Source organism: Amycolatopsis speibonae, from assembly GCF_042647925.1.
GTDB classification, from domain to species: domain Bacteria; phylum Actinomycetota; class Actinomycetes; order Mycobacteriales; family Pseudonocardiaceae; genus Amycolatopsis; species Amycolatopsis speibonae.
Genome location: NZ_JBHRWK010000025.1, coordinates 14,305 through 36,886, shown reverse-complemented (window position 1 = coordinate 36,886; position 22,582 = coordinate 14,305). Strand labels below are relative to the sequence as shown.

Sequence of the window (22,582 nt, the reverse complement as noted above, 5' to 3'; positions counted from 1 at the left end):
TCATGCGAATCCGCCCGGCAGCAGCGTCCACGGCCTAGAAGAAGGTCCCGCACCACGGGACCCGCGCGGTGTGGAACAGCGTGTCGGCACGGTCGACCGCAGCCTCGTCCAGTACCTCGACGTGCCCGGCCGGCGCCAGGTCGGCGAAGAAGCCGTGGCCGAGATACAGCGACGACAGGGTCGCGACGTCCAGCCGCAGCTCCGGCTCGGCGGTCGTGCGCTCGACACCGTCCTGCCCGACGGCATATCGGCCGTTGTTGTGCGGAAGCTGCTTGTCGAGCACCTCCAGCACCACGGGTTCGGCGGCGCCGTAGGTACGCCCTCGCAGGGCGGCGAGCACGTCGACGAGGCGAACCCACAGGTCGTCCATGACCTCGGTGGTGTTCACCGCGCGCGGGTCGGTGAGCAGTCCGGCGATCGGCTCGTCCAGCGGGCGGCCCCGTCCGGCGACGGCCGAAACCAGGTCGACCGACAGCAGGAACCGCCACAGCCCCGCCCAGGCCTCCGGCGTCGCGGCCTGGAGCTCCCGGATGTCGAGCAGCGCCCCGCGTTCCGGCGCCTGCCGATCGCGCATGTCGACGGTCTGGTAGACGACGAAGCCGTCGTCCCCGTCCGGTCCACTGTGGATGGCGACCCGATAGCCACCGCCTCCGGTGACCACCCGATCGAAGAAGCCGGGCCACCACTGCGCGGGGCGCGTGGTGAACCCCGGCCGCGTCCCCTCGAACCGGTTGTACAGCGCGGGGACACGCTCGACCGCCTCAGCCGGGGTGACGATCCTGACCGCCCCGTCCCGTCCCACGCCGTCACGGACCTGGGCTCGCGGCCGTTCGACGGAAATGCCCTTGCAGAAGGTGGCCGGGCCGTAACCGAAGCGGCCGTAGATCACGCCTTCCGAAGCGTGCAACGCCGCCAGCGGAACGCCGCGCGCGGCGAAGTCCTCCAGTTGGACGGCCATCAGCGTGGTGAGGATCCCGCGGCGGGTCCAGTCGGCGCGGACGCCGACGCCGTCGACGGCCGCGGTGAGGAGCTTCCGTCCACCTGGGACGGTGAGTTCGACGTCGAAGGAACTGGTGATCCCCACCGGGGTGTCATGGTCGTCGAACGCGGCGAACTTCCCCTCGGCGGGCCAGCTCGGCGCCATCTTGGCCCAGGCCTCGTCCGCGATCGGCTTGGCGTGCAAGGCTTCTTCGAGGACTTGGAGACAGGCCCGCTGTTCGCCTTCGGCCACCGCACGCACGTGGAATTCGCTCATGCCACGAGATACTGCCGTCCGGCCCCGGCGAACCCAACCGGTTTTCAGGCGGGCGCGCCGACCTCGTACCGGCCGTCTTCACCCGTGACGGTGATCGTGACCGTCTTGCCCTCTCCGCGGACCTGGACCGTGCAGGTGAACGTGCTGCCGTCCTTGACCGTCTGGTTCGACGGGCAGAGTACGTCGCCGACCTCCCTCACCTGATAGGTCTCGGTGAGGATCTTCCGCACGTCCGCCTGCATGGTCCGGGGATCGAAGACCCTGCCCGCGGTGCTGGAGGGCGAACCGCCGGTGGCCGGAGCGCTCGACGACGCACTCGTCGTCGGCGGGACCGTGACGGTCTTCGTCGCCGGCGCGGGTGCCGGGGTGTCCGAACACGCCGTCAGTCCCGCGAAAGCGGCACCGCACAGAACGACCGTCGCGACGGCTCGCCTGCTCAAGCTTCCCCACCCCCACCGAATGTGATCATCCAACGTCAGAAGAAGGTACCGCACCAGGGGTTCACCCGCGTGCCGAACAGCAGGTCCGCCCGTTCCAAAGCGGCTTCACCGGTGGCACGGACGCGTCCGGCGGCCGCGAGATCCGACGCGCGCCAGCCGCCGAGATACAGCATCGACAGGGTGTCGGCCCGTACTTCGAGATCGGCGGGCTCGGTGGTGCGGGCGGCTCCGTCGCCCGACAGCCGGTAGCGGCCGGAGTTGTGCTCCAGGAACGGATCCGTGACTTCGATGACGACCACTTCACCCCGGTACGTACGGGCGTCGAGCATCGTGGCGACGTCGACGAGCCGGAGCCAGCCCTCGTCCTGGATGTTCTGCACGGTCACGTGCCGCGGGTCCGTGAACAGCAATTCGATCGGTTCGTCGAGCGGTCGCTTCTCGGCGGTGACGCGGTCGACCAGGTCCACGGACAGCAGGTAGCGCCACAATCCGGCGAACGCGGCGGAGCCCGCGTGGTGAAAGGACTGGATCTTCAACTCCGACTGGGCCCCGAATTTGGCCCGTTCGACGGTGTAGGTGACATAGCCGTCGACGCCGTCCGGGCCGCGGTGCACCGCGGTCGCGACCGGCGTGGTCGCCCGGCGCACCTCCCGCTCGTAACCCGGCCACAGATAGGGGCTCCGCGCGATCATGCCGGGCCGGATACGCGGGAGAGCGTCGAAGAGCGACGGCCATTGTTCGATGGTGCTTTCCAGATCCAGCAAGGAGATCTCCCCGCCCACCGGGACCTCGGGGCGGAACCGGGCACGGTGCCTGTCGATCTCGATCGACTTGGCCCGCGCGGCGATGCCGTACCCGAACCTGCCGTAGATGGTGCCCTCGGAGGCGTGCAACATCGCCGCCGGAACACCACGGGCGGCGAAATCCTCGAACTGGGCACGCATCAACCCGGTCAGCACGCCTCTCCGGGTGCGATCACCGCGGACACCGACGAGGCTGACCGCGGCGAGCGGCGTGGTACCGCCGCCGGGCAAGGTCACTTCCGAGTCGAAGGACCGGGCGGTACCGATCAGTTCCGGGTCGAAGGCGCCGAGTGCCCGGCTCGGCTGCCTCGACCCGGAGATGGCCGACCATTCCTCGTCGGTCATCTCCTTGACGTGCAAGGCGCGCCTGAACAAATCGGTCGCGGCCCGTTCCTCGTCGGACCGCAGCAGCCGCACAGAGAAGTCGCTCATGGGACGATCATGCAGGATCGACCGTCCCCGGCGCCCGCCGTTTACTTGGTGACGGCGGGTGGCGAGACCTCGTAGTTGCCGGTGTCACCCTTCACTGTGATCGGCACCTCCTGCGGCTTGCCCTCGATCGTCGCGGTGCAGGTGAACTTCACCCCGTCCTTGACCTCCTGGCCGGAGGGGCAGGTGACCGCGCTGATCTCCTTGATCCCGTAGGTCTCGGTGAGCAGCTTCTGCACGTCGGTCTGCATCTGGGTGTTGTTGAACACCTGGGTGTTGAACCAGCCCGGCGTGACGAACCCGAGGATGCCGACCGCGGCGATGATCACCACGAGCGCGCCGATCCCGATGAACAGGCCCTTCTTGGACTTCGGCTTGTCCTGTGCCTCGCCCTGGGTGCCCGGGAACTGGCCCTGGCCGTACTCGTACTGGCCGGGCTGCTGCTGCGGCTGCCCGTACTGCGGCTGCTGCTGGGGGCCGCTCTGCGGGTAGCCAGGCTGCTGCTGGGGGCCGCTCTGCGGATAACCCGGCTGCCGGCCGTATTGCGGCTGCTGGCCCCACTGAGGCTGCTGCTGTTGCGTCTGGGAGGGGTCGTACCCAGGCTGCTGCTGTTGCGGGTAGCCCGGTTGCTGCTGGGACGGGTCGTAGGGTGCGGGCTGCTGACCCCATTGGGGCTGTTGCTGCTGCGTCTGCGACGGGTCGTACTGCGGCTGCTGACCCCACTGCGGCTGCTGCTGCGGGCCGCTCGGCGGTTGAGCGCCGCCCGGCTCTTGCCCGTAGCCCGGCTGCTGGCCCCACTGGGGCTGCTGCGGGTCGTTGCCGCCATACGGCGTGCTCATCGTTTCGCCTCCGCCTGTTCCGCCATCGTCACCGGCCGACCTGCATGGCCGTCGTGGGCGATCCAACCACAGGTCGGCGCCCCTGCCCACTGTTCCCGGGTGGTGTCGGGGCAACTGGCCGCGACCGTGCTCACACCGGTGGCGGCATCCGGTCCGCCGGTCAGCCCAATGCCTCGCGAGTGGCAAGGACGGTTCTGGCGGACTCGTATTCGCCTACCCCCGTCGGCAACTGGCCGGGGCGTCCTCGCGACGATGCAGGAATCTGGACACTGAACGTCCCGATTCCTACATCGTCGACCCCAGCACTCTCCCGAAAAGCCACCTTCGCCCAGGTCAGCGGCAGGCAGGCAAATACCGGACCGCACTAACCGTCCTTGCCACCCGCTCGGCTGTCGGCCGCAGGACTGAGTGGCACGACCTTGATCAACGGAGGATCCGGGACACTCAACGTCCCGAATCCTCCGTTGATCAAGGTCAGGGATCGGGCGGCCTCGCGACGGTGAAGGATTTGGGACGTTGACTGTCCCAAATCCTTCACCGTCGATCGGACCTCCGCTGGGATCGTGCAGGTCAGCGGTAGAGGTCTAACCAACCTTGCCACTCCCGAGGCACTAGTCCTTCCCCGCTCGGCCGCCGGTCAGGACGTCCTCGCGACGGTGGAGGAATTGGGACGTTGAGTGTCCCGATTCCTCCACCGTCGATCGGACCTCCGCCGGGATCGTGCAGGTCAGCGGCAGGTCAGGCGCCGCCGGCCGCCACGACTCCCCGTCTCAAGGCCTTCACGGCGTCCGAAGCGGCCGCCCCGACCGGATCGGCCCGCCCGAGGACGTCGCGGATCTGGTCCAGCAGGTCGATGACCTGCCGTGACCAGCGCACGAAGTCGCCTGCGGAGAGTTCCTGCCCGTTCGCCTCGGCGGCGGTGAGGACCTTCTCCAGCGATTCGCCGCGCGCCCAGCGGTAGATCGGCCAGGCGAACCCGGCGTCGGGCTCGCGGGTGCGGTCCAGCTTGTGCTCTCGCTCGTCCTCGGTGAGCTCCATCCACAGGCGCGTGGTCGCCTGCCAGGCGTCGAGCACCTTGCCCGCGGGCAGGCGCGGCTCGCCCGCCGTGTCCCGGCGTGCCTCGAAGACGAGCGTCGAGACGACGGACGCGAGTTCGGCGGGCGCCAGGCCCTTCCAGACGTCGTGCCGGATGCACTCGGCGGCGAGCAGGTCCGACTCGCTGTAGAGGCGGGTGAGCCGCTTGCCGTGTTCGGTGACGCGGTCCTCGCCGTCACCCTTGGACTCGGGGCCGAGGTAACCGCGCTCGCCGAGCAGGCGCAGGATGCGGTCGAAGGCGCGCGCGAGCGAATGCGTCGTCGCTGCGACCTTGCGTTCCAGCTGCTCGGTCTCCGCCGAGAGACGCTGGTACCGCTCGACCCAGCGCAGGTTCGCCTCGCGTTCGGCCAGGCCGTGACACGGATGCGAGCGCAGCGCGCGTCGCAACGCGGCGAGCTCACCGTCCTCATTGGCCCCGGCGCGGCGCTTTTGCCTGCCGGGCAAGGAGATTCCCGCGTTACGGAGGCTCGCGGCGATGTCACGGCGGGTCTTCGGCGAACGCAGTTCGATGTGCTTCGGCAGCTTGATGTTCCCCAGCGCCTCCACCGGCGCCGGGAAGTCGGCGACCGAGAGCGGCCCGGACCACCGGTCCTCGGTGACCACGACGGGCCGCGGTTCGCGGATCGGGTCGAGCCCCGGGTCGACGACGACCGCGAGCCCCGCGCGCCTGCCCGCGGGCACGGCGATGACGTCACCCTTGCGGAGCTTCTCCAGCGACTCGGCCGTGCCTGCCCGGCGAGCGGAGGTGTTCTGCCGCGAGAGCGCCTTCTCCCTGGCGGAGATCTTCGCGCGCAGCTCGACGTACTCCAGCATCTCGTCGAATTCGCCGGTGATGGCGGTGGTGTAGCCCCGCAGAGCCTCCTTGTTCCGCTCGATCCGCCGCGCCGTCCCGACCACCGACCGGTCGGCCTGGAACTGCGCGAACGACTGTTCCAGCAGGTCACGGGCCGCCTCGGCGCCGACCTGGGCGACCAGGTTCACCGCCATGTTGTAGCCGGGCCGGAAGGACGACCGCAGCGGGTACGTCCGGGTCGAGGCGAGACCGCCGACCTGCTTCGGGTCGATTCCCGGCTGCCAGGCGACGACGGCATGGCCTTCGACGTCGATCCCGCGGCGCCCGGCGCGGCCGGTGAGCTGCGTGTACTCCCCCGGTGTCAGGTCGACGTGCGCCTCGCCGTTGTACTTGACCAGCCGTTCCAGGACGACAGTGCGCGCGGGCATGTTGATGCCGAGCGCGAGCGTCTCGGTGGCGAAGACGACCTTCACCAGGCCCTGGACGAACAGTTCCTCGACGGTCTCCTTGAACGCCGGGAGCAGCCCCGCGTGGTGCCCGGCGATGCCGCGTTCGAGCGCCTCACGCCATTCCCAGTAGCCGAGGACACCGAGGTCGCCTTCGGGCAGGTCCTTGGTGCGCTCCGCGACGATGCGACGGACCTTCTCGACCTCTTCGGGACCGTTGAGCCGCAGACCGGATCGGACGCACTGGCCGACGGCGGCGTCGCAGCCCGCGCGGGAGAAGATGAACACGATGGCCGGGAGCAGACCGGCGTTGTCCAGGCGCTCGACCGTGTCGGTCCGGGACGGCGGCCGGAACCGCGGCATCCGGGACGGCGCCCCGCGCCGCCCCCTCGGCCCGCGCATCCCCGCCGGGGCGAAACCACGGCCGACCTCTTCGGTGCGGCGCAGCAGGCTGGGGTTGATCCGCAGTTCGGCGCCGGGCGCGTGTTCCTCCTGGCCGGCGAACAGGTCCATGAGCCGGTTGCCGACCAGCATGTGCTGCCACAGCGGCACGGGGCGGTGCTCGTCGACGACGACGGTGGTGTCGCCGCGGACCTCGACGAGCCACTCGCCGAACTCCTCGGCGTTGCTCACCGTTGCCGACAGGCCGACGACCCGGACGTGCTCGGGCAGGTGGAGGATGACCTCTTCCCAGACGGCGCCGCGGAACCTGTCGGCGAGGTAGTGGACCTCGTCCATCACCACGTACGCGAGCTCCCCGATGGTCGAGGACCCGGCGTAGAGCATGTTGCGCAGGACCTCGGTGGTCATGACCACGACCTGCGCGTTGCCGTTGATCGAAGTGTCGCCGGTCAGCAGGCCGACGGCGTCGGCGCCGTAGCGGCCGACGAGGTCCGCGTACTTCTGGTTCGACAACGCCTTGATGGGTGTCGTGTAGAAGCATTTGCGGCCCTCGGCGAGGGCGAGATGCACCGCGAACTCACCGACCACGGTCTTCCCGGCGCCGGTGGGCGCGCAGACGAGCACACCGTGGCCGTCTTCGAGCGCCTCGCAGCCGCGGACCTGGAAATCGTCGAATTCGAATTCCGACTCCGCCGCGAAGCGGGTCAGCTGGGAGTACCGAGCTCGGCGCTGGGAGGCGGCGTAGGCCTCGGCCGGGGTCTGAGAAGGGCTATTGACCACTTCGTCAGCGTTCCATACCCCACCGACAGTTCGCATTCGGTGTGACGATCTCGGGAACGGCCGACACGGCTCTGTCATCCAAGAGGCGGATCCGTGATCGAGAGGGGACACCGTGGAGATCGCTTGCCCGCAGTGCGCGCAGGTCGACCAGGTGCAAAGCGTGCCGGCCGTGTTCCAGGGCGGGCAGACCACCTACCGGGTACAGGGCGGCATGACAGCCATCCCCGCCGGTGACGGCGTGGTCTACACCGCGACGGCGCATCGTGGCGTGTCGGTGACCGCGACCGCGGCGGCGCTCAATCCGTACCCGGTGGTCCGCGGCGGCGGGTGTTTCCTGGCGCTCGCGCTGGTCCTGCTGATCCCCGCGTTCGTGTTCGTCTCGTTCGCCACCGACCTGCTCGCCGAGAACCCCGCTCCGACCGAAGGCGGCCGCGTCGGGCAGGCCATCGGGGCCTGGATCTTCCCGTTCGGCGCGTTCGCGCTGGTCGCGCTGTTCGCCGTCCTGTTCGTGCTACGGCTCCGGCGCAACGCGCGGATCCGGCGGGGTATCCCCGACGCGCTGGCGTACTGGCGGCAGGCGTGGTTCTGCCACCGGTGCGGCGGGGTGTTCTTGCCGCGCGGCGACCTCATGTCGGCCGGGACGTTCCGGGGGCAGGTATGGCGCGCGGGCGACTACGCCGGTCTCATCCGACGACAGTGAGGGCACCGGGGACGCAGGTGATGTCGATCGGCAGGCCGCCCAGCGGCTCGCCGTCGGCGTAGACGGGCAGGTCACTGCCCGCGAGATGCAGCCGGGTGGCCTTGAGGGTCCGGACCGCCGGATGCTCGATGTGCCTGCCGGAGCGGACACCGGGCAACATGCGGAGAAGGTCCCGCCGGGTCGCGGCGCCCACGACGGTGACGTCGAACCGGCCGTCTTCAGGATCGGCTCCGGGACAGATCCGCATGCCACCGCCGTAGAACGGGGTGTTGCCGACCGCGATCATGGTGGCGTCGAGTTCGAGTGTCTCGACGTCGGTGCGGAGCACGACGGGCCGGGGCCGGAACGCGGCGAGTTCGGCCAGGATCGCGACGTCGTAGCGGCGCGGGCCGCGAGGCCAGGTCAGCCGGTTGGCGCGTTCGGTGACGAGCGCGTCGAAGCCGGAGCACAGCACGGTGGCGAACCATTCGCCTCCGGCCCGGCCGAGATCGATCCTCCGGCGATCGCCTTTCGCGAGTCGCCTGGCGACGAGATCGACGGCCGCGTGCGGGTTCTCCGGGATACCGAGCGCCCTGGCGAAGTCGTTGCCGGTACCCGCGGGGACCACACCGAGGGCGACGCCGGATTCGGCGCAGAACTGGACGCCTTGGTGCGCCGCGCCGTCACCGCCGAGGACGACGAGGGCGTCCAGCCCGGCCGCGCGCGAGTCGGTCATCAGCGCGCGGGATTCCTCGACCGTTTCGGCGACGAGGACGTCGAGCCGGTCGACGACGGGCCGCAGCCGCGCCGCGACCGACTCCATCAGCCGTCCCGCGGCCCCGTTCCCGGAAGCGGGGTGGACGGCCAGTGCCGCGTGCATCCCGGGGATCAGGTGACGTCGTCGGTGTTGGTCCGCTTGCCACCCGTGGTGGCCGGGGGCTCGTCGTCGATCGTGCTCGGCGTGTAGTCGAACGGCGCGGCCTCGTCGTCTTCGAGCTTGTCCCAGCCCTCGGTGCCGCGTTCCTTGTCGAGCTTGCGGTCGTGGAAGCGCGCGATCTGGATGGACATCTCCAGCAGCAAGATCAGCGCCACGGCCAGGCCGAGCATCGAGAACGGGTCCGAACCGGGAGTCGCGAACGCGGCGAAGACGAACAGGGCCATGATCAGGCCGCGACGCCACTTCTTCAGCATCTGGTACTTCACGACGCCGACGCGGTTCAGCATCACCACGAGCAGGGGCAGTTCGAAACTGACGCCGAAGATCAGCAGCAGCGACAGGATGAACGAGACGTACTTGTCCGCGGTGAGCGCGGTGATGAACTGATCTCCACCGAAGTCCATCAGCAGTGCGAGAGCGTGCGGGACGAGAAGGTACGCCAGCACGGCGCCGGCGGCGAAGAGCGCCGACGCGAACGCGACGAAGGTGAGCGCGTACTTGCGCTCCTTCGAGTACAGACCGGGCGCGATGAACGCCCAGATCTGATAGAGCCACAACGGCGAAAGCAGGACAGCGCCACCGGCGAGACCCACCTTCAACTGCGTCATGAACGCTTCGAAGGGCACAGTCTGCAGGAGCTTGCAGCCACCCGTGGGGCCGTCGAACCGGCGATCCGCGGGAACGGCGCAGTAGGGATCGGTCAGCAGCTTGCCCAGCGACGGGATCGGGCCGATCGTCGTCTGGAACCAGATGAAACCGATGATTCCGCCCGCGACGAGGGCGAGCAGCGCGAAGCCCAGACGGCGCCGGAACTCGTAGATGTGCTCGACGAGTGTCATCGTGCCGTCGGGGTTGCTCCGACGGCTGCGCTTGCTCCGCTTCGACCCGCGGTGCTCGTCACCTGAGGCGGAATCCGCCACTGAACAGTCCGTTCTCGTCAGGGTCCACCATGAGCGCGCCGTGATTCGGCGCGCTCATCCGCGAACAGGCTCAGCTGGGCTGGCTGGAAGCTGCTTGGCCGGAACCGCTCAGCTGGCGTTCTTCTGCGCCTGCTCGGCCGGTGCGGGCGTGGGGGCCTGCTGCTTCTTGAGCTCGTCGAGCTGACGCTGGAGGTCGGCGACCTGCTTGTCCTGCGCGGACGCGGCAGGAGCGGCGGGCGCGGGCGTGGTGGCCTGCGGCAGCTGCTTGGTGTCGACCTCTTCGGTCTCGGCGGCCTTGTCCTTGTCTCCGCCGGCCATGTCCTTGGTCTCGGCCTTGAAGATCTTCATGGACTTGCCGATGGACCGCGCGGCGTCCGGAAGCCTCTTGGCGCCGAACAGCAGAACAACGACGAGCACCAGGATGATGATGTGCCACGGCTGCAGCGCGTTCATCGTTTGCGGCCTCCTTCTCGAGTCTCTGGGTGAGATGTTACCGGTCTTCGAGCCCACGTCGTTGCGCGATCGCCACGCGGAGCGCGGCCGACCGGGCACGAAGCAGCCCTGTCCGTTTTCGGGTGTTCGTAGCCACCATGCTCATCGTATGGGTGAGTACGCGCAAGACTCTGCGTAATTTGATTAGCAGAACGAAGAGCAGGATCAGCCCGGCGACGGCGAGCGCGATGCTCGGCAGGTACGACACGGCGTCACCCTACTGCTCGTAGGTTGACGCAAGGTGACGAGCCCGGGCCAGCGCGTCGGCGGCCCGTCGACGAACCGCCTCGCCGAGTGTGGCCGGGCTCTCGACCTGCGCGTCTCCCCCGAGACCGAGGATCAGCCGGACCATCCACGACTCGTCGGCGTAGCGCATCCGGATCCGCAGGCGCCCGCCGTCGAGCTCGTCGAGTTCCTCGCAGGGGTAGTACTCGGCTACCCAGCGTGCGTCGGGATCGAGGACGAGGACGGCTTCCTGCTGATCGGGACGCGGGCGGAAAACACCATCGGAAAGGTCAGTGGGCCGGGCGTGCGCCGGCGGCACCGCGGGTTCGTCGAGCACGGTGTGCTCGTCGATGCGGTCGAGCCGGAACAGCCGGACCCCCTCGGCGCGGCGGCACCATGCTTCGAGGTAGCCGACCGCCTGGACGATGAGCAGCCGCATGGGATCGACGGTGCGTTCGGTGATCTCGTCCTTCGACGCGGTGTAGTACCGGATCCGCAACGCGCGCCTCGCGGTGAGAGCGGCGCGGACGGCTTCGCGGGTGCCGGCGGTCTTCTTGCCTTCCCGCACTCCCCCGCCGACGACGATCCCCGACGGCTGGGCCTGCCCCGCGGCGGCCTCGATCTTCGCGATGGCGCGGCGGACCGCGTCGGCGTCGACCACGCCGGGCGTCTCGGCGAGCGCTCGCAGCGCGACGAGCATGGCCGTCGCCTCGCCGCCGGTGAGCCGCAACGGGCGGTTCATACCGGCGTCGTGCGTGACGACGATCGTGTCGCCCTCGAAGGAGAGGTCGATCAGGTCGCCGGGGCCGTAGCCGGGCAGCCCGCACATCCACAGCAGTTCGAGGTCCTTGCGCAGCTGCTTGGGCGTGACGTCGAAGTCGTGGGCGGCGTCGACGATCTTGATCCCCGGCCGGGCGAGCAGGTATGGCACGAGCGCGAGCAGGCGCGGCATCCGTCCAGTGGCGCTCATCGGGCACCACCGGCGTGCGCGACGGCTTCGAGGCGGCTGAGTACCGACTTCGCGAGGACCTCGGGTTCGAGGACCAGGACGTCCGGACCGTGGGCGGTGAGCCAGTCGGCGGCGGATTCGGGGTAGTACAGCTCGATCTCCACGAGGTCGCCTTCTTCTCCCCCGGCGGCGCTGCGGCCGACCACCCGGCCACGGCGGCGGACCCCGGCGGCCCGGCCGTCGGCGACCCAGACGCTGGCGGTGGTCGGCGCGGACGGATCCTCGCTGCTGCTGGCGGACACCATCTGCAGCAGGTTGATCCCTTCCGGCCGCTCGACGACGCCGGTTTGACCGAAGGCGTCGACCTTCCCTGTCACGCGCGACAGGCGGAAGCACCGCGGCGCGCCACGGTCCCTGTCGTGCCCGACGACGTACCAGCGGCCCCGCCACGACACGACGCCCCACGGTTCGAGGGTGCGGATCTTGCGCTCGGCCGAACCGCTGCGTCGGTACTCGAAGCGCACCGCCTGCCCGGCCTGGACGGCGGCGAGCAGCGGGCCGAACGCCGGTTCGGCGCGGACGCGGGGTTCGACGACGGTCGGGGCGTGGTCGTCGACCTCGACCCCGGCGGCGCGGAGCTTCACCAGCGCGCCCTGGGCCTCGCCGGTCAGTTCCGGTGAATCCCAGAGCCGGACGGCGAGGCCGACGGCGGTCGCCTCGTCGGGCGCGAGGTCGATTTCGCCGAGTTCGTAGTCGCGGCGCGCGATGCGGTAGCCGTCGATCCCGTCGAACGCGGAGTTTCGGCCGGTCTCCAGCGGGATGCCGAGTTCGCGCAGTTCGGTCTTGTCGCGCTCGAACATGCGGAAGTAGGCCTCGTCGCTGGCCGCGTCGGCGTACCCGGGCACGATGCCCCGGATCCGCTCGGCGGTGAGGTACTGCCGGGTGGACAGGAGGGCCAGAACCAGGTTGACCAATCGTTCGGCGCGTGCGGTGGACACCCGGTTACCCTAGCCCGCGCCGTCCGACCCGATGGTGAGAGCCGCCGATCGCGCGTCGTAACGAACCCTGGCGGACTCGACCTCGTCGAACCGGGTCTCGGCCCAGTCCTTGATCCCGGCCACCAGTTGCCGGAGGCTCCGGCCGAGATCGGTCAGTTCGTAGTCGACGCGGACCGGCACGCAAGCGGTGACGGTGCGGGTCAGCAGACCGTCCCGTTCCAGGGTCCGCAGGGTCTGCGTGAGCATCTTCTGGCTGACTCCGGCGATCCGGCGGGAGAGGTCGCTGTAGCGCTGGGGCCCGTCGCCGAGGGCGACGAGGACGAGGCTGACCCATTTGCCCGAGACCTCGTCGAGCAGCTTCCGGGCCGGGCAGGCCGCGAGATAGGCGTCGTAGGCCCGTTTCTCCTCGTCCCGTCGTTCCTGTGCCGTGCGCGTGACCACGTGCGCGTACCTCCGCGTGGGTTGGGCACCTCGAGGTGCGTACTTCCCGATGGAGAGTAACTCCCCATACGTTCACCGGGGACGACACCTTGGAGGAGAAACGATGCGTGCGGTGGTGGTCCGCCGGTTCGGCGGCCCGGAGGTCCTGGAGCTCGCCGAGATGCCGGTCCCGGCACCGGGGGCCGGTCAGGTGCGGGTGAAGGTGGCGGCGGCCGGGGTCAACCCGGTCGACGCCGCGACCCGGTCGGGATTCCTGACCGAGGCGGGGGTCATCCCGCCACGGGCGGTGCTCGGGATCGGCTGGGACGTGGCCGGACCGATCGACGCGGTCGGTGACGGCGTCACCGGGTTCGCCACGGGCGACGCCGTGATCGGCCTGCGGGATCGGCCGTCGGCAGCGCTCGGCACGCACGCCGAGTTCGTCGTACTCGACGCGAGCGCGGTCACCGCGGCTCCACAGACCGCGTCTCTCTCGGAAGCCGCGACCCTGCCACTGAACGGGCTCACCGCGGCGCAGGCGCTCGACCTGCTCGACCTGCCGCCGGGAGCGACGGTCCTGGTGACCGGCGCGGCGGGCGCCGTCGGCGGCTACGCGGTCGCCTTGGCCAAGGCCCGCGGTTTCCGCACCGTGGCGGTCGCCGGTTCCACCGACGAAGCGCTGGTCCGGGGCTTCGGCGCGGAGGTTTTCGTGCCACGCGGCGACTTCCTGGCCGATCGCGTGCGGGCGGTGGTCCCCGGCGGCGCCGACGCGGCGCTCGACCCGGCCCTGCTCGGACTCGAAGCTTTGGACGCAGTGGCGAGCCGCGGCCGGTTCGTGGTGTTCGCGGCAGGCGCGGCTCCGATTCCCCTGCGCGGCATCAGGGTCGAGCACGTCTGGATCCGCGCGGACGGCGCCGCGCTGAAGGACCTCGCAGCCTTGGTCGACGACGGCGTGCTCACCCCGCGGATCGCGGGCACTTTGCCTCTGACCGAGGCGGCGGAAGCACACGAGCGTTTGGCGACGGGAGGGCTTCGCGGGCGACTGGTCCTGACAAACGAATAAGTTGACGCTTAATTAAGCCCACGGTTATCTTTATCTCGTGGACAACGACAAGACCCGGCTCGAACTCCGGCGCGAGTACCCGGACCCGATCGAAGACGTCTGGTCGGCACTCACCGAATCCGACCGCATGGCCCGGTGGATCGGCACGTGGACCGGCGAGGCCGGGGTCGGCAACACGATCATGCTGCTGATGACCGCGGAGAAGGAGACCGAACCGGGGCCCGCCGTCATCCGCGAATGCGATCCGCCGAAACGGCTGGTGGTGGATCTGGGCGTGACCGGCCAGGCCGCGTGGCGAGTGGAGCTGACCCTGACCCCGCGGGGCGACGGGACGGTGCTCGACTTCGTGCACCATCTGCCCGCGACCGACTGGGACACCTCGGACATCCTCAAGGGCTGGCACTTCTACCTCGACCGGCTCGGCGCTTCCCTCGTCGGCGAGCCGGTGCCCGAGTGGGAGACCTACACGCCGCCTAGTTTGGACGCATGAACGATCGAGTACTGCTGATCACCGGCGCCTCCCGTGGTCTCGGCGAGGCCACCGCACGCCGGGCAGCGGCGGCCGGATTCCGGCTGGCGCTGCTCTCCCGCGACCGCGAGGCGCTGCTCCCTCTCGTCGCCGAGTTCGGCGAGGACAGGGCCCTCGCGCTAGCGGTGGACGTCACCGACTGGGCATCGCTGTCCTCCGCCGTGGAGACGGTGAAAAAGACCTTCGGCGGAGTGGACGCGGTGTTCGCCAACGCGGGGCAAAGCGTCGTGGTCTCGTTCTTCGGAGACGGCGGCGCGGACCCCGAGCAGTGGCGGGACATGGTGCTGACGAACGTCTACGGCACCGCCCTCACCGCGCGGGCGACCCTGCCGTCACTGGCGGAGTCGAAGGGGCATCTCGTGCTCACCGGTTCGGTCGCCGGGCGCTACCACCGGCCGGGCAACCTCTACTCGGCGACGAAATGGGCGGTGACCGGGCTGGCAGGCTCCATCCGCGAGGAAGCCATCGGCACCGGGGTCCGGGTCACCGTCGTGCAGCCGGGGCTGGTCGACACCTCGATGATCCCGGAGGACTCGAAGTCCAAGCCGAAACTCGAACCCGACGACATCGCGAGGGCGGTGCTCTACGCGCTGGAGCAGCCGCCCTCGGTCGACGTCAACGAGATCGTGGTCCGCCCGACCGGCCAGGTCCGCTAGCGGGGCAGCAGCGATTCGGCCAGCAGCCGCCAGTGCGGCATGGCCGACTCGCCGGGTTCGACACCGATGACCTGGATCCCGACGTGGTCGGCGCCGGCGTCGAGATGCCCGTGCAGTTTCGCGGCGACGGTGTCGAGATCGCCCCAGAACACGAGGTCGTCGACGAGCCGGTCGCTGCCGCGGCCGCCGTCGATGTCGGCTTCGGTGTAGCCGAGACGGAGGTACTTGGCGACGTTGTACTTCGACGTCAGGTACCCGTGCAGATGTTCACGGGCGATCTCGCGCGCCTTGCCCGGGTCGGTTTCGAACAGGACGGCGTGCTCGACGCCGAGGAAGGCCTTCTCCCCCAGCACTTCCCTCGCCTGGACGGTATGCGACACCGTCACGTGATACGTGTGCGCGCCCTCAGACCGATCGCGGGCCAGTTCCAGCATCTTCGGCCCGTACGCGGCCAGCAGCCGCCGCGTCGGCGCGGCGGGAAGCGGGTTCGCGCTGGTGATCGCGTCGAGTTCGTCGAGGTAGCCGTTCATCGCGTCCAGCGGCTTCACTCCGGCCTGAGCGCCGCCGAAGCCGAGCCCCAGCACGTGCCGGTCCGGATAGGCGTCGGCCAGCAGGACCGCCGCGCCGCGGGTCCAGCGCGCACCACGGGATCCGATCCGCGCGATCCCGTTGACCACGGCGATGCGCTCGGTGGACGCGAGCAGGAAGCCGGCGTGGGTCAGCGCCTCACGGCCGTCCCGCTCCGGGATCCAGATCGCGGGCCAGCCAAGCTCTTCCAGTTCCCGCACCGAATCGCGGAGCAGGCTCGCGGGCTGCTCCTCGAAGTCGAACGTCCAGATCCCGAAACGCCCCAGTTCCATCTGTCTCTCCTCAAGTCGGGTCTTACATATCGAAGTATCGCAGATTCTCGATATGTTATTCCCGGCCGGGCTCAGATGGAGCGTCCCAGCAGGTCGACGAGCTGGGCGATCCGCTGTTCGTCACGCCGGTAGTGCGTCCACTTCCCCACCCGGGTGGACTGGACGAGCCCGGCGCGCTGCAGCAACGCCAGGTACGCCGACACCGTGGATTGCGCGAGCCCCAGCTTCTCCTGGAGATGGCTGACGCACACACCGACCTCGTTCTGGTCGGCGATCGCCCTCTCCGGCGGGAAATGCCTGTCCGGTTCGCGCAGCCAGCCGAGTACCTGGAGCCGGATCGGGTTGGCGAGCGCCTTCAGCACCTCGACCAGATGCTCGGTGGTCTCCGGGAGGGGTTCGGCGTGTGCGGTCATGGTCCTTCGAGTTTAGACCCCGCCGAGACGGGCGGCCCGCCCCTTGGCGCCGCTCGACCAGCACGCGCCGCGAGCGCAGTCGACCGAGTCCAGGGATCCGGTGTCGAACGACTTCCAGTGCCGTCCGCCGTCCGGGCTCAGGTCGCTCCCGCCGGGGCCGACGGCGATGACCGTGTTCCCCAGCCACGCCAGGCCGGAGCGGTAGCCGACCGGGGCCTCCGGCGGCGTCCGCCAAGTGCGGCCCTTGTCCGCGCTCAGCGCGACAGCCGGACCGGGCGCGTTCGGCGCCGCGTAGTCGCCGCCGATGGCCACGCCGTGCCGCGGATCCCGGAACGTCACCGAGAAGACCCCGGCGGAAGCGCCACTGGGCAGCGGGGTGTCGGCGGCTTCCCAGGTGGTACCGCCGTCGCCGGAGTGCAGGACCCTCGCACGGGCCCCGCCGCCGGTGGCGATCCAGGCGTCACGCGGGCCCACCGTGGTGACACATTGACCGCTGGCGGCGAAGCCGAACTCGCCGTCGAGCGCGGGGACCATCCCCTCGGCGGGCACCGGCTTCCACGTCCGGCCACCGTCCGAAGTGGACTGCAGCCGGAACTTGCCGTCCACCGGATCGCTCATCGCGAGGCCGCGCCGGTGGTCGAAGAAGGCGACACAGTCGTAGAACGCGGCCGGGTCGCTGTTCTGGAAGGACAGTCGCCAGCTCTTGCCACCGTCGTCGGTGCGGTAGATCCGGGACGCGTCGCCGGGCCCGATGGACAGGGCGACCGCGTGATCGGCGTCGAAGGCCTCGATGTCACGGAAGTCGAGCGCCTCGGTGCCGGCCGGGGCGACCGGCTTCCACGTACGCCCGCGGTCGGTGGTGCGCAGGATCGTGCCCTTGCTCCCGCTGACCCACGCCGTGCGGGAATCCACCGCGGAGAGCCCGCGCAACTGCGCGTCCGTGCCCGTCGGAGTCTCGGTCCACGCGGGATCGGGGCATTCCGGCGCGGCGTGCGCGACGCCGGTGAACGCCAACGGGACGATCGCTCCCAGCAGGACCAGCAACGCACGGCGCATCGGCGCACCTCTCCCTCGGTCGAAGATCCGTGAAGGCCACCTTAGAGGGCTCAGTGCCTTCCAAGATGGCCTTCACGGAGTAATTCAGAGCGAGGAAATGAGCCTTTCGACCCGTTCGTCCACCGAGCGGAACGGGTCCTTGCACAGCACGGTCCGCTGCGCCTGGTCGTTCAGCTTGAGGTGCACCCAGTCCACGGTGAAGTCACGCCCGGCGGCCTGCGCGGCGGCGATGAAGTCACCGCGCAGCTTCGCCCGCGTGGTCTGCGGCGGGGTGTCCTTGGCCAGTTCGATCTCGCCGTCGTCGGTCACCCGGCGCACGAGGCCCTTGCGCTGCAGCAGGTCGAAGATGCCGCGGCCACGCCTGATGTCGTGGTAGGCCAGGTCGAGCTGAGCGATCCGGGGGCTCGACAGGTCGAGGTCGTGCTTGTTGCGGTAGCGCTCGACGAGGCGGTGCTTGATCGCCCAGTCGATCTCGGTGTCGATCTTGCTGAAGTCCTGCTGCTCCACCGCCTCCAGCGCCCGGCCCCACAGCTCGACGACGCGCTCGGACTGCGGCGACGAACCGGTCTCCTTGACGTGCTGGACGGCGCGGGCGTGGTACTCCCGCTGGATGTCCAGCGCGGACGCCTCACGGCCGCCGGCGAGCCGCACCTGACGACGGCCGGTGAGGTCGTGACTGATCTCGCGGATGGCCCTTATCGGGTTGTCCAGGGTGAAGTCGCGGAACTGGACGCCTGCCTCGATCATCTCCAGCACCAGGTTCGCCGACCCTGCCTTGAGCAGAGTGGTCGGCTCGGCCATGTTCGAGTCGCCGACGATCACGTGCAGGCGCCGGTAGCGCTCGGCGTCGGCGTGCGGCTCGTCGCGGGTGTTGATGATCGGCCGCGAACGCGTCGTGGCGCTGGAGACGCCTTCCCAGATGTGTTCCGCTCGCTGGGACAGGCAGTACACCGCGCCGCGCGGTGTCTGCAGCACCTTGCCCGCGCCGCAGATCAGCTGCCGGGTCACCAGGAACGGCAGGAGCACGTCGGCGATCCGCGAGAACTCCCCGGCACGGGTCACCAGGTAGTTCTCGTGACAACCGTAGGAGTTGCCCGCCGAGTCGGTGTTGTTCTTGAACAGGAAGATGTCGCCACCGATGCCCTCGTCCGCCAGCCGTCGCTCGGCGTCGACCAGGAGGTCTTCGAGGATCCGCTCCCCGGCCTTGTCGTGCGTGACGAGCTGCACCAGGTCATCGCATTCGGCCGTGGCGTACTCCGGGTGGGAGCCCACGTCGAGGTAGAGCCGCGAGCCGTTGGACAGGAAGACGTTCGAAGAACGCCCCCAGGACACGACACGCCGAAACAGGTAACGCGCCACTTCGTCCGGGGAGAGCCTGCGTTGCCCGTGAAAGGTGCACGTCACCCCGTACTCGGTCTCGATGCCAAAGATCCGCCGCTGCATTCCACCAGAGTAGGCGGTGAAGACCCACCGAAGGTGCGCCGTTCGGGCGGCGACACGCGGTCGGTACGTTGCATTCGGTGAAAGGTGTGCGGGAAGTCCCGATCGGGTATCACGCACATGTCGTCCCGGCCCGGAAGTGGGGAACCCGTGTTAAAGCAGCTCAAGCGCCCTTTCCGCAAGGTCGGGCGGACCGACCGACGGCTGATGGCGCGCAGTGCCGCCCTGCCGAGGACCAGGGCCGACGACGTGATCACTTCACTCTCCAGAAGTGCGGACAAGTCCAAGCTCTGGTGGTGTGTCGCGATCTTGCTCGCGACGAAGAAGGGCCCGGCGCGCCGGGGCGCGCTCCGCGGCGTGGCCGCCATCGCCGGGGCGAGCGCCGCGGCGAACCTGATCGGCAAGCCGCTGTTCCCCCGCCGCCGCCCCGCGGCCGAGGAGGTGCCGGTGCACCGCCGCCTCGTCCGGCGTCCGACCTCGTCGTCGTTCCCCTCCGGCCACTCGGCGTCGGCGGCCGCCTTCGTCACGGCCGTCGCGATGGAATCGCCCAAGGCCGGGGCGGCCCTCGTGCCGCTGGCCGCCGCCGTCGCCTATTCCCGGGTCCACACCGGCGTCCACTGGCCCAGTGACGTCGGCGTCGGGATCGGCATCGGCGTCGGCGCGGGCCTGCTGACGCGGCACTGGTGGCCGCTGAACCCCGACGCCCCGGGCCGCACCGCGCACACCGCGGAAGCGCCCGAAATGCGCGATGGCGAGGACATGCTCGTCCTGGTCAACCCGCATTCGGGGATCGACGGCCAGGACCCGACCGAGGAAGCCCGCTTCGCCTGGCCCAAGGCCACCATCCTCTACCCGGACTCCAAGCGGGACCTGCGCGAGCAGCTCTGCGACGAGATCGCCGCCCGCGACAACACTGTGCGCGCTCTCGGTGTCGCCGGCGGCGACGGGACGGTAGCCGCGGTGGCCGCCGTCGCCGCCGACCACGACCTGCCGCTCGCGCTCATCCCGGCGGGCACCCTCAACCATTTCGCCCGCGACGTCGGCATGCGCTCGATGCCCGACGCCGACGCCGCCACCGAAGCGGGCAACGCCGTCGGCGTCGACCTCGGCGAGGTCGAGATCAACGACGACGATGACCACCGCTACTTCGTCAACACGGCCAGCCTCGGCGGCTACCCGGAAATGGTGCGGATAAGGGAGAAGCTGCAGAAGCGGCATCCGAAGTGGCCGTCCGCGGCGATCGCGCTCGCCCGCACCCTCCGGCGCGCGAAACCGCTGGAAGTGACCCTCAACGGCAAGCACACCAGCATCTGGCTGCTGTTCGTCGGCAACGGCACCTACTCGCCGAAGGGGTTCGCGCCCTCGCACCGCCCGGCGCTCGACACCGGCCTGCTCGACGTCCGCTACCTGCGAGCCGACCTGCCCTATTCGCGGGCGCGGTTCATCCTCGCGACGATCACGAACAGCCTCAACGCCAGCCACGTCTACCAGGAACTCGACGTCCCGGAACTGCACGTCCGGCTGCTCGACGGCAACCGTCGCGTCGCCACCGACGGCGAGGTCGGCCCGCTCGGCAACGACTTCCTGTTCCGGTCGCGGTCCAGCGCGCTCACCATCTACCGGCTCTAAGCCTCGAGTAAGGCACTGCCCAACGGCGTCAGCGAGTGCAGCACGGCGTTGCGGTCGCGTGCGGTGGTGATCAGCCCCGCGCGCCGCAACACGGTGGTGTGCTTGCTGGCGGCCGACGGTGTCACTCCCAGCCTCGCGGCCAGCTCCGACGTACTGCAACCGACGGCGAGGACAGCGAGTGTGGCCGCGCGGGTCGGCCCGAGCAGGTCGGCCAGCGCGGCTTCCGGCGATCTCCGCACGTCGCGGCCATACCCGGTCGACGGGGCCGCCTGCCGCACGGACGGATACAGCAGCCGGACCGGTGCCCGGCCCGCAGGCGGGACGACCACCGGGCACACCGCGAAGTACGTCGGCGAGATCAGCAGCCCCGCACCGTCCGTGCCACAGGAGCCGACGATCCCGTCTCCGATCTCCAGCACCGGGGACGACCAGCGCACCAGCGGCCGCAGGCTCGCCAGCACCGCGTCCACCCCGTCGTGCAGCAGCAGCTGCGCCCGCATCCCCCGGTCGGCGTCGACCTGGGCCCGTGCCGGCTCCCAGCCCGGCGCCAGCGACAGTTCGAAGTAGTCGTGCATCGCCTGGACGAGCTTCGGCAACCCGGCGGTGTCCCCGTCCGGCAATCCCGCCGCCCAAGCGGGCAGCTCCCGGTTCACCGGGGCGTCGCGCAAAGCCGACTTCAAGCACACCGAGTCGGTGCGGGCGATCTCCGCGAGCCCGGCCTCCAAACCGCATTCTTCCGCGCCCGGGACAAGAAACGCCGGGATCGGCGCGTACGGGCGGCACAGCCACAGCAGCACCGAAGCCGACTCCGCCAACCCGAGCCGGACCCGGTATCGCCACCGGTTGAACAACGCCGAGCCCGCGTCACGCCGCTGCAGGATCTGCAGGCTGGAAACGAGCTCGGCCAAGGGATCGGCTTCGGGCGCGAGCCGGACGCGCGTCAGGTCCTGCAACGTCAGCTCGATGCGCACGGATGGTCCTCGCCTTTGCCCGGAGTCGTTGCCGTGTGATCGCGAGCCAGGTCATTCCGTTACATCGCTGAACTGCCGTATTGCCGCCATCGGAAATCTCCTCGACGGCCGTGGTTCAGACCTGAATGATGTCCACAGAAGGTCCGCTTCTCGGGGGTTTACGCGGAGCCTTCCATGAGGGGGATTCACCGGCAAGGCCACCAGGCCGCTTTTCGTCGCGGCCTGACGAGCCCTGCCGTTCCCCTTCACTTCACTGGGAGAAAACGCTTTCCGCAAAGGGGAAAGAAAATGACGAAAATGAAGCGCCTGGCGGGAATCATCGCCGCCGCCGCGGGTGTCCTGACCCTGGCCACCGCGCCCGCCGCCACCGCGGCCCCGCAGCCCACCGGCGACGGGTTCAAGACGGTCACCGTGAACGGCATGAAGCTCATCCCGGTCAAGCGCACCTCCACCGGCGCCCGCACGCAGGCCGCCGGTGTCGCGGACGCGGACATGTTCCTCATCCCGTCCGGACTGGACTCGAACAAGTGCTGGGACGCCGACCTCGGCACCCTCAACCGCAACGGCACCAAGATGCAGGTGTGGGACTGCAACTTCGACGCGGACCACCAGGCGTTCTACATCACCGACAACCCCGAGGGCTTCACCCGCTTCCAGAACGTGGCCAGCGGCCGCTACCTGGACGCGGACCTCAACACCATGAACCAGAACGGCACCATCGTGCAGCTCTGGGACTACATCCCCGGCGCCAAGAACCAGTGGTGGGGCGGCACCGTCAACCCCGAGAACTACATCCGCTTCCAGAGCCCGAGCAGCGGCCGCTACCTGACCGCGGAAGGCAACTCGGCCTCCAACGGCACGCGGCTCCAGCTGTGGAGCTTCATCGCCGGTGGCCGCAGCCAGTGGTGGGGCACCGGCGCCGCCTGATCCCAGGCGGGCCGCTGATCGTCCCGGCTCAACGCCGTGAAGGCCTCCTTTCCTACTGTCAAGGTAGGGAAGGAGGCCTTCACGGGCTTTTCGCCACTGGCCAGGCAAGGTGTAGTTCTATTGAGGCGTAAGGCAA

23 protein-coding genes are annotated in these 22,582 nt (G+C 69.6%); 6 read left to right on the top strand and 17 right to left on the bottom strand.

What is annotated here, in order from left to right; genetic code table 11:
- Nucleotides 1-34 precede the first annotated feature (34 nt).
- The 5 genes from ACFOSH_RS18775 to ACFOSH_RS18755 all read right to left on the bottom strand — a co-directional run bounded on the left by ACFOSH_RS18775 (nt 35) and on the right by ACFOSH_RS18755 (nt 7,282).
- Complete coding sequence (locus tag ACFOSH_RS18775) at nt 35-1,255, bottom strand: GNAT family N-acetyltransferase (protein ID WP_378240253.1); 1,221 nt, start codon at nt 1,253-1,255, stop codon at nt 35-37.
- 44 nt (nt 1,256-1,299) lie between these two features.
- Nucleotides 1,300-1,695: a DUF4333 domain-containing protein gene (locus ACFOSH_RS18770; RefSeq protein ID WP_378240252.1), complete on the bottom strand. Its 396-nt coding sequence runs from the start codon at nt 1,693-1,695 to the stop codon at nt 1,300-1,302.
- Between the two features lie 35 nt (nt 1,696-1,730).
- Complete coding sequence (locus ACFOSH_RS18765) at nt 1,731-2,930, bottom strand: GNAT family N-acetyltransferase (protein ID WP_378240251.1); 1,200 nt, start codon at nt 2,928-2,930, stop codon at nt 1,731-1,733.
- 41 nt (nt 2,931-2,971) lie between these two features.
- Nucleotides 2,972-3,766: a DUF4333 domain-containing protein gene (locus ACFOSH_RS18760; protein WP_378240250.1), complete on the bottom strand. Its 795-nt coding sequence runs from the start codon at nt 3,764-3,766 to the stop codon at nt 2,972-2,974.
- Between the two features lie 738 nt (nt 3,767-4,504).
- Nucleotides 4,505-7,282, bottom strand: coding sequence for a DEAD/DEAH box helicase (locus ACFOSH_RS18755; protein WP_378240249.1), 2,778 nt, complete (start codon nt 7,280-7,282; stop codon nt 4,505-4,507).
- Nucleotides 7,283-7,394: 112 nt separating this feature from the next.
- Between ACFOSH_RS18755 and ACFOSH_RS18750 the strand changes: the two genes are divergently transcribed.
- On the top strand, nt 7,395-7,982 hold the full coding sequence (locus tag ACFOSH_RS18750; RefSeq protein WP_378240248.1) for a hypothetical protein: 588 nt from the start codon (nt 7,395-7,397) through the stop codon (nt 7,980-7,982).
- On the opposite strand, the gene ACFOSH_RS18745 is transcribed toward ACFOSH_RS18750, so the two are convergent.
- The 7 genes from ACFOSH_RS18745 to ACFOSH_RS18715 all read right to left on the bottom strand — a co-directional run bounded on the left by ACFOSH_RS18745 (nt 7,966) and on the right by ACFOSH_RS18715 (nt 12,923).
- Complete coding sequence (locus ACFOSH_RS18745; protein WP_378240247.1) at nt 7,966-8,841, bottom strand: diacylglycerol/lipid kinase family protein; 876 nt, start codon at nt 8,839-8,841, stop codon at nt 7,966-7,968. The two genes, ACFOSH_RS18750 and ACFOSH_RS18745, sit on opposite strands and share 17 nt — an antisense overlap.
- 8 nt (nt 8,842-8,849) lie before the next feature.
- Nucleotides 8,850-9,818 carry a twin-arginine translocase subunit TatC gene (gene tatC / locus ACFOSH_RS18740; protein WP_378240246.1) on the bottom strand — a complete coding sequence of 323 codons (969 nt, stop codon included), beginning with the start codon at nt 9,816-9,818 and terminating at the stop codon, nt 8,850-8,852.
- Between the two features lie 108 nt (nt 9,819-9,926).
- Nucleotides 9,927-10,271, bottom strand: a complete 345-nt coding sequence (gene tatA, locus ACFOSH_RS18735; protein ID WP_378240245.1) for a Sec-independent protein translocase subunit TatA — start codon at nt 10,269-10,271, stop codon at nt 9,927-9,929.
- A 37-nt stretch (nt 10,272-10,308) separates the two neighbouring features.
- Complete coding sequence (locus ACFOSH_RS18730; RefSeq protein WP_005150907.1) at nt 10,309-10,518, bottom strand: bacteriophage holin; 210 nt, start codon at nt 10,516-10,518, stop codon at nt 10,309-10,311.
- A 9-nt stretch (nt 10,519-10,527) separates the two neighbouring features.
- Nucleotides 10,528-11,505 (bottom strand): helix-turn-helix transcriptional regulator, encoded by a 978-nt coding sequence (locus tag ACFOSH_RS18725; RefSeq protein ID WP_378240244.1) that lies wholly within the window; start codon nt 11,503-11,505, stop codon nt 10,528-10,530.
- Nucleotides 11,502-12,482, bottom strand: coding sequence for a helix-turn-helix transcriptional regulator (locus ACFOSH_RS18720; protein ID WP_378240243.1), 981 nt, complete (start codon nt 12,480-12,482; stop codon nt 11,502-11,504). The genes ACFOSH_RS18725 and ACFOSH_RS18720 overlap by 4 nt, the downstream gene beginning before the upstream one ends.
- 9 nt (nt 12,483-12,491) lie before the next feature.
- The gene (locus tag ACFOSH_RS18715; protein ID WP_378240242.1) at nt 12,492-12,923 is read right to left on the bottom strand and encodes a winged helix-turn-helix transcriptional regulator; all 432 of its coding nucleotides are present in this window, start codon (nt 12,921-12,923) and stop codon (nt 12,492-12,494) included.
- 103 nt (nt 12,924-13,026) lie between these two features.
- Between ACFOSH_RS18715 and ACFOSH_RS18710 the strand changes: the two genes are divergently transcribed.
- The 3 genes from ACFOSH_RS18710 to ACFOSH_RS18700 are packed head-to-tail and all read left to right on the top strand — an operon-like array spanning nt 13,027 to nt 15,150.
- On the top strand, nt 13,027-13,965 hold the full coding sequence (locus ACFOSH_RS18710; protein ID WP_378240241.1) for an NADP-dependent oxidoreductase: 939 nt from the start codon (nt 13,027-13,029) through the stop codon (nt 13,963-13,965).
- A gap of 37 nt (nt 13,966-14,002) precedes the next feature.
- Complete coding sequence (locus ACFOSH_RS18705; RefSeq protein WP_378240240.1) at nt 14,003-14,455, top strand: SRPBCC family protein; 453 nt, start codon at nt 14,003-14,005, stop codon at nt 14,453-14,455.
- On the top strand, nt 14,452-15,150 hold the full coding sequence (locus tag ACFOSH_RS18700) for an SDR family oxidoreductase (RefSeq protein WP_378240239.1): 699 nt from the start codon (nt 14,452-14,454) through the stop codon (nt 15,148-15,150). Before ACFOSH_RS18705 ends, ACFOSH_RS18700 begins: the two co-directional genes overlap by 4 nt.
- Here the strand turns inward: ACFOSH_RS18700 and ACFOSH_RS18695 are convergent.
- The 4 genes from ACFOSH_RS18695 to pafA all read right to left on the bottom strand — a co-directional run bounded on the left by ACFOSH_RS18695 (nt 15,147) and on the right by pafA (nt 18,922).
- On the bottom strand, nt 15,147-16,010 hold the full coding sequence (locus ACFOSH_RS18695) for a TIGR03620 family F420-dependent LLM class oxidoreductase (protein ID WP_378240238.1): 864 nt from the start codon (nt 16,008-16,010) through the stop codon (nt 15,147-15,149). The genes ACFOSH_RS18700 and ACFOSH_RS18695 overlap by 4 nt on opposite strands.
- Before the next feature lie 71 nt (nt 16,011-16,081).
- Nucleotides 16,082-16,423 carry an ArsR/SmtB family transcription factor gene (locus ACFOSH_RS18690; RefSeq protein WP_378240237.1) on the bottom strand — a complete coding sequence of 114 codons (342 nt, stop codon included), beginning with the start codon at nt 16,421-16,423 and terminating at the stop codon, nt 16,082-16,084.
- Between the two features lie 12 nt (nt 16,424-16,435).
- On the bottom strand, nt 16,436-17,479 hold the full coding sequence (locus ACFOSH_RS18685) for a WD40/YVTN/BNR-like repeat-containing protein (RefSeq protein ID WP_378240236.1): 1,044 nt from the start codon (nt 17,477-17,479) through the stop codon (nt 16,436-16,438).
- 84 nt (nt 17,480-17,563) lie between these two features.
- Nucleotides 17,564-18,922: a Pup--protein ligase gene (pafA, locus tag ACFOSH_RS18680; protein WP_378240234.1), complete on the bottom strand. Its 1,359-nt coding sequence runs from the start codon at nt 18,920-18,922 to the stop codon at nt 17,564-17,566.
- 147 nt (nt 18,923-19,069) lie between these two features.
- On the opposite strand from pafA, the gene ACFOSH_RS18675 reads away from it, so the two are divergent.
- The gene (locus tag ACFOSH_RS18675) at nt 19,070-20,548 is read left to right on the top strand and encodes a bifunctional phosphatase PAP2/diacylglycerol kinase family protein (RefSeq protein ID WP_378240233.1); all 1,479 of its coding nucleotides are present in this window, start codon (nt 19,070-19,072) and stop codon (nt 20,546-20,548) included.
- On the opposite strand, the gene ACFOSH_RS18670 is transcribed toward ACFOSH_RS18675, so the two are convergent.
- Nucleotides 20,545-21,519: an ArsR/SmtB family transcription factor gene (locus ACFOSH_RS18670; protein ID WP_378240232.1), complete on the bottom strand. Its 975-nt coding sequence runs from the start codon at nt 21,517-21,519 to the stop codon at nt 20,545-20,547. The genes ACFOSH_RS18675 and ACFOSH_RS18670 overlap by 4 nt on opposite strands.
- Nucleotides 21,520-21,807: 288 nt before the next feature.
- On the opposite strand from ACFOSH_RS18670, the gene ACFOSH_RS18665 reads away from it, so the two are divergent.
- Nucleotides 21,808-22,446, top strand: a complete 639-nt coding sequence (locus tag ACFOSH_RS18665; RefSeq protein ID WP_378240231.1) for an RICIN domain-containing protein — start codon at nt 21,808-21,810, stop codon at nt 22,444-22,446.
- The last annotated feature ends 136 nt before the right edge of the window (nt 22,447-22,582 follow it).